Genomic DNA, 6,661 nt, shown 5'->3' on the forward strand with positions numbered 1-6,661 from the left:
CTCCCCGCCCGCCCACTCCAACAGGCCATGGAGGAAGGTGCCGGGATTCGGTCCACGGGGGAAACGGTGGATATCGCCACTGCTGGCGACCACTTCCCGAGGGGCCTCGGGATCCAGGCGCTCGTCGTCGAACAGCTTCTGGGCCTGGGGATCGTCCGGCGCCTGGCTGGCGCTGCCCAGGGTGTCGCTGATGCGCAGGGCGCTGTAGGACGCGATCCACCAGTGCTCCGCCGCACGTCGTGCGGGCACCAGCGGGGCCAGCAGGCGGGCCGGGTTGCGAGGCGGATGGAAACGCTGGTCATCGACGGCCGGCAACTCGCCCACGCCGATGGCCGGGCAGCCTTGCTGCAGATCCAGCAGCCAACGCTGCAGGCCCGTGGATTCAGTGAGTGCCGCACCGCCCCCCAAGAGATAGCCCAGGGCCGAAAGATGCAGGATGGAACTGCCCTGGTTGCCCCGCTTGAGATCGGCAACCCCCAGCCAGCAGGCATGCCGGGCCCGGGTCAGGGCCACATAGAGCAGGCGCAGGTCCTCGGCCAGGCGTTCTTCGTCGGCCTGGGCGATCAGTTGCTCGGTGGGTCGCAGGCTGACCTGGGGCTTGCCGGCGCCATCGTGGTAATGCAACGGCAAGCGGCTGCCGTCCACCGGTTTGGTGGAACAGATGAATGGCAGGAAGACCAAGGGATACTCCAGGCCCTTGGACTTGTGGATGGTGACCACCTTGACCAGTTGTTCATCGCTTTCCAGGCGCAGGATCTGCTCTTCGCCGGCCTGTCCGGAGAGCGCCAGGTGCTCGGCCAGGTGGCGGATCAGCGCCTGCTCGCCATCCAGCTCGGCGGCGTTCTGCTGCAGCAGCTCGCACAGGTGCAGGAGGTTGGTCAGCACCCGCTCGCCATCGCTGCGGGCCATCAGCGCCTGGGGTAGCTGGAAGTCGTGCAGCAGGCGGCGCAGCATCGGCAGCACGCCCTGGCTGCGCCAGATCCCACGGTAACCACGGAACTGCATGACCCGTGCTTCCCAGGCCAGTTCATCCTGGTTCAAGCGCTCCAGTTCCAGCAGCGGCAGGTCAAGGGTCAGCGAAGCCAGGGCCGCCCGTAGCGGCCGCTCCACATCCGGCTCGGCGCAGGCCTTGAGCCACACCAGCAGGTCGCCGGCCTCCTGGGCGGCGAATACCGAATCCTTGTCCGAGAGGTAGACACTGCGCACGCCACGGGCAGCCAGCTCGGTACGGATGGCCTGGGCCTCCTTGCCGTCGCGCACCAGGATGGCGATGTCCGCGGGCAGCAGGCCCGTGCACCCTTGCTGATCGCGAACGAAACCGCTGCGGCCCTGCTGGCCACCGTTGAGCAAGCCGACGATGGCACTGGCACAGGCGGCGGCCTGTTGCTGGCGATACAAAGCACCGGATACCGGTTGTTCCGAGGGCAGCAGCCAGAAATTCAACGCCGGCAGCGGTTGCCCATCGACCTGCAAACGCTCTTGGCGATCCTGGGCCGCCACGGGCAGGAACGGCACCGGGTTGTTGCCATTGCTCTGGCGGAACAGGAATGCACCGCGCCCTTGGGGGCGCTGCTCGGCTTGCAGGAAGACATGGTTGACCGCAGCGACCATGGCCTGGCTGGAGCGGAAGTTGGTGCCCAGGGTGTGCAAGCGGCCATCGGTGGCCTGGCGCGCTCGCAGATAGGTATAGATATCGGCGCCGCGAAAGGCATAGATCGCCTGCTTGGGGTCGCCGATCAGGAACAGCCCGGTCGCCGGGTCGTTGTCCTCGATGCGGTAGATGCTCTCGAAGATCCGGTACTGCACCGGGTCGGTGTCCTGGAATTCGTCGATCAGGGCCACCGGGAATTGCTCGCGAATCAGGCTGGCCAGGCGCCCGCCATCGTCATTCTGCAAGGCGCCATCGAGGCGCAACAGCATGTCGTCGAAGCCCATCTCGGCGCGACGGCGCTTCTCTTCCTCGAACCGCGCCCCGACCCACTGCGCGGCGTGTTGCAGCACCGCCGCATCCGGGCTGGGCAAGGCCTCGAGGCGGGCCTTGAGCCCGGCCATGGCATCGAGGCCGGGGTGGCTGGGAGGCTCGCCCTTCCAGGCTTCGCCCATGCCTTCGGGCGTCAGGCGGCTGAAACCGGTGCCGATATCCAGTTGCTCGAGGCTCTCGTCCTCGGCCCAGGCGCTGATCTTGTCGAACCAGGGCTCGAAATAGCGGGCCTGCATCTTGCGGCCATCGACACTCTTGCTCGCCACGCCTTGCAGGCAGATCTCGCGCAATTCCTCGGCCCATTGGCGCCAGGGAGCCTTGATCTGCACCAGGGCCGCGCGGCGCTCTTGCAGGCTGGCATCGATCAGCTCGCCGGGCGTCTGGTCCTGTGGATCGCGTCGCTCATTGCCGAACAACGCCCGGACCCGGGGCAGCAGTTCGGCCGGCCCCACCCAATGGCTGCGCACCCAGTTCAGCGCCTCACCTTGCAGCGGATAGCAGAACAGCCGCCAGTAGTCGCGCAGGACCTCGCCCAGCAGGTCACTGTGGTCGGTCTCCAGGGTCTGGGTGAACAGGCTGCCGCTGTCAAAAGCGTGCTCACGCAACATGCGTTGGCACCAACTATGGATGGTGGAAACCGCGGCCTCATCCATCCATTGGGCGGCGATATCCAGGCGGTTGGCGCAGGCCGCCCATTGCTCGGCGCAATACTCTTGGCGCAGTTGTTCGATCAGGCCGTCCGGGGCCGGGATCTCGTCGCGGAAGAAGCGGGCGGCCTCGGCCAGGCGGGTGCGGATACGCTCGCGCAATTCCTTGGTGGCGGCATCGGTGAAGGTCACCACCAGGATCTGCGGCGGCAGCAGTTCGCGGCCAAAGCCCGCGGTTGCGCCGCCATGGCCCAGCACCAGGCGCAGGTAGAGTGCGGAAATGGTGAAGGTCTTGCCGGTGCCGGCGCTGGCCTCGATCAGCTGGCTGCCACGCAGGGGAAAAGCCAGGGCCAGGGGAGTCTGTACAGTCATGCGCCGGCCTCCTCGCCGAGGGCCGAGCGCCAGGGTGCATCGAGCAGCGGGCGATAAAGGGTTTCGGCCCAGGCGCTGAAGGTTTCATCGGCAATCAATGCGTTGTAGTCGGCGAACTGCCGGGCCAGGGCTGGGCTTTCACGACGTTCGCCCTGGCTGTTCTGGCCATCGCCATCGTAGGTCTTGCGCGCGGCGGCCGCGGCCTTGTCCGGATCGCCCTGGCCCAGCCAGGCGAAGGCGGTCTTGATCGCCACGGGCAATGGCTGGCGCATGCCCGCCTGCCAGGCGCGCAGCAAGTCCTCGAGGATCTGCTGGGCCACTTGCGGCTCCAAAGGAGCCAGCAACAGGCTGTCATCGCTGGCCACCAGCGCCGTGGTCAGGCGGTAATCGCTGGCACAGGCCAGCAAGTGGTTGATCCACGGCTTGATCAGCCGGTGCCATTTGCGGGTCTTGGTGGAGCCGATGGCGTTGGCGATGGTGGTCACCGCCAGCAAGCCACCGTCGGCCCGCTGGTACAGGGCACTGAGCCAGCCTTCGATCCGTACGCCCTGCACTTCCAGGCTGATGGGCAAGGCGCTGGCCAGGGGCGTTGGCCACAGGGCCAACAGCTGCCGATAGCGTTGCAGCAGGTCGGGCAGCGGCTCCATCAACTCCCGCTGCAGGCACTCGCCAAAACCGGCCATGGGCAGCAGGCCGCTGGCCTGGAGACGCTGGGCCTGGTCCTGCAATGCCTGCTCCGGCTGCTCGACATTGGCCAGCGCGGCTGCAAGCAGGCTGTCGCTGAGGTTGTAGCGTTGCAGCGCATCGAGGACGAAGGGTTCTTCATCGGCCAGGGGGGCCTCCATCGCTTCGAAGAACACCTTGAGCCGCTGGCTGAAGAAATGCCGAACCGGGTGACGCAGGAAATCCTGCAACTGGGCCAGGCTCAGGGGTTCTTCCTGCACGTAAGGCTCCAGGCGCTCGGCCACAGCCTGCTCTTCGCGGTCCTGGTGCAGCACCTGCCACTCCCGGGCATAGCTGAACAGCGGATCGCTGTCGTGGAAATAGCGAGCGCTGAAGGGTTGCAACGGATGCTCCTGGGTCAGTTCTTCCAACAGCGATTGGCCGTTGTCCGCCAGGTGCCAACCACTGGCCAGGTGATCGCGCAATTGGCCGATCAGTACCGACGCGGGGCGCTCGCTGTTGTCGCGGATACTGCGGCCGACCCAGCTGATATAGAGCTGGTCACGGGCCGAAAGCAGGGCCTCGAGCAGCAGGTAGCGATCGTCTTCGCGGCGCGAACGATCGCCCGGACGGTAGTCGCGGCCCATCAGGTCGAAGTCCAGCGGCGGCTGGGCCCGTGGATAGTCGCCATCGTTCATTCCCAAAAGGCACACCAGCTTGAAGGGAATGGCACGCATCGGCATCAGGGTGCAGAAATTCACCGCACCGGCGAGGAAGCGCTGGGACAGGCGCCCCTGGTCGAGGCCCGCCAGCCAGGCTTCGCGGACCACGGTCAACGGCAGCTCATCTTGCAGGCCCACGGCTTCGCAGGTTTCGAGCCAGGTTTCACGCAGGTCTTCCAGTTGGCCCAGCAGGTAGTCGTCATGTTCGGTGCTGGCCAGGAAGAACAGCTCCAGCAGATTGTGCAGGCGTTCGCCCCACTGCCCCGGCGCGGCGGGCTGGCAGAGCTGCTCGTAGGCCAGTTGCAGGGCATCGAGCAGGGCCACCAACGGGCCGATGAGGGCTGCGTCCAGGCCACCGATTTCATCGTAGGGTTCGATTCCGTCGCAGGCCGCGGAACGACCGACGGCATAACCCAGCAGCATCCGCCGCAGACCGAAACGCCAGCTGTTCTGCTCCAGCTCCTGGGGCAGGCCCAATTCGGCCCGTTGTTCGGCATTCATGCCCCAACGGATGCCGGCGCCTTCGATCCAGCGATGCAGGGTGGGCAAGTCGGCTTCGTCGACGCCGAAACGTGCACGCAACGCCGGGACGTCCAGCAGGTCGAGGATTTCGCTGACCGGAAATCGGCTGTCCGGAAGCTTCAACAGGTGTTCCACGGCGATCAGCAGCGGGTCGCGGCCACGCTGGCCCTGGTCGGTGAGAGTAAAGGGGATGAAGCGCCGGTCATCACGCTCCAGCTGGCCGAACACCGCCCGAATATGCGGTGCGTAGCTGTCGATGTCCGGGACCATGACGATCACATCCCGTGGGCGCAGATCGGGGTCGGCGCTGAAGCGGGCCAGCAACTGGTCGTGGAGGATCTCCACCTCGCGCTGGGCGCTATGGGCAATGTGGAAACGGATCGACTGGTCCTGTTGCGGATCGACCCCTGGCCACAGTTCGCGGGTTTCGCCGAGGGGGCGCAGCTCGAGGATGTCGTCCTGCAGTTGCTGGAGCATGCTGGCAGGGCGGCTCTCGCTGAATAGGTCGATCCGTCCATCGCGAAAGGCCGCGCGATAACTGTTGGGATCGTCGTAGCTGTCCAGCAGGTTGATGTAGTCCCGGCCTTGCTTGCCCCAGGCGGCCAGCAAGGGGTGCGCGTGCTGGTGCAGGGTCTCCGGGTCCAGGGCTTGAGGCATGCCGGCCTTGCGCGCCTGGCGTTTGTACTGGTGGCGCAACAGGTCCTTGTCGGCAACGATATCGGCCCAGTGGTGGCGGCAAGGGTTGTGCACGCAGAGCAGCACCTGGCTGAAGCGAGCCAGGCCGGCCAGGGCTTCCAGCACTTGGGCCGGTAATGAGGAGATGCCGAAGACGATCACCCGGGACGGCAAGCCAGAGGGGGCGGTGTGCAGGTGGTTGATGCGTTCGATGAAGCGCTGGTGCACGCCTGCACGGCTCTGGGCCATGCCTTCGGTGCCAACATCCAAGAGCAGCGCTCGCCATAGCTCGGCCTGCCAGCAGTTGGCCGGGGTCAGGGGCTTGGGCTCGCCGCGGACGTTGCGCAGTTGGTGGCGGCCTGCGGCCCAGTCTTCCAGCCAGTCGGCGCGGTACACCTGGTACTGGTCGAACAGGTCGGCCAGGCGCTCGGCCAACTGATAGCGTTTGCGCAAGTCGCTGTCGTGGGTCAGGAAACGTTGCAGGGGCTCGAAATGGGGCTCGTCGATCAGCTCCGGTAGCAGGCGCATCAGTCGCCAGGTCAACGGGGCCTTGTCCAGCAGGGACTTGGGCGGGATCTCGTCGCGTCCCAGTACCTGGCGATACAGCTGCCACATGAAGCTGCCGGGCAATTGCACATCGATGGCAGCAGCGATGCCACAACCGCCGGAGTCATCGTCCTCTGGGTCTTCGGCCAGGGCCAGCTTCAACCACTGGGCAATACCGTTGCTCTGGACCAGGGCGATTTCATTTTCCAGGGGAGCCAGTGGGTAACGCCGCATCCAGCTGACCACCAGGCTGCGCAACTCGTCCAGGCGATTGCCATGAACCACCATGAAACCAGGGTTGATGGACGAGACGTCCGGCATAAGGGCTTCCTTGGAGAATGCAAAAAGCTAGGGCGGAACCTTAGCACTGTCACGGAAGGCTGGCAGCCGAGCCGATCAAAGAGCTGTGGGCCGCTATGGTTTTTCGTCCGCGCAAAGACAAAACCCCAACTGCTTTCGCAATTGGGGTTTCGGAATTTAATCTTGACGATGACCTACTCTCACATGGGGAAACCCCACACTACCATCGGCGA

Annotated in this window: 2 protein-coding genes; both read right to left on the reverse strand. The window is 65.6% G+C overall.

What is annotated here, in order from left to right; all coding sequences use genetic code 11:
• A partial coding sequence (gene recB, locus CAG11_RS32685) for an exodeoxyribonuclease V subunit beta (protein WP_085600795.1) occupies positions 1-3,000 on the reverse strand: 3,000 nt, incomplete at its 3' end.
• Positions 2,997-6,449 carry an exodeoxyribonuclease V subunit gamma gene (gene recC, locus CAG11_RS32690; RefSeq protein WP_085600797.1) on the reverse strand — a complete coding sequence of 1,151 codons (3,453 nt, stop codon included), beginning with the start codon at positions 6,447-6,449 and terminating at the stop codon, positions 2,997-2,999. The genes recB and recC, both read right to left, overlap by 4 nt.
• Between the last annotated feature and the right edge of the window lie 212 nt (positions 6,450-6,661).

The sequence above is a fragment of the Pseudomonas sp. B6(2017) genome (assembly GCF_002112765.1).
Taxonomy (GTDB): domain Bacteria; phylum Pseudomonadota; class Gammaproteobacteria; order Pseudomonadales; family Pseudomonadaceae; genus Aquipseudomonas; species Aquipseudomonas piscis.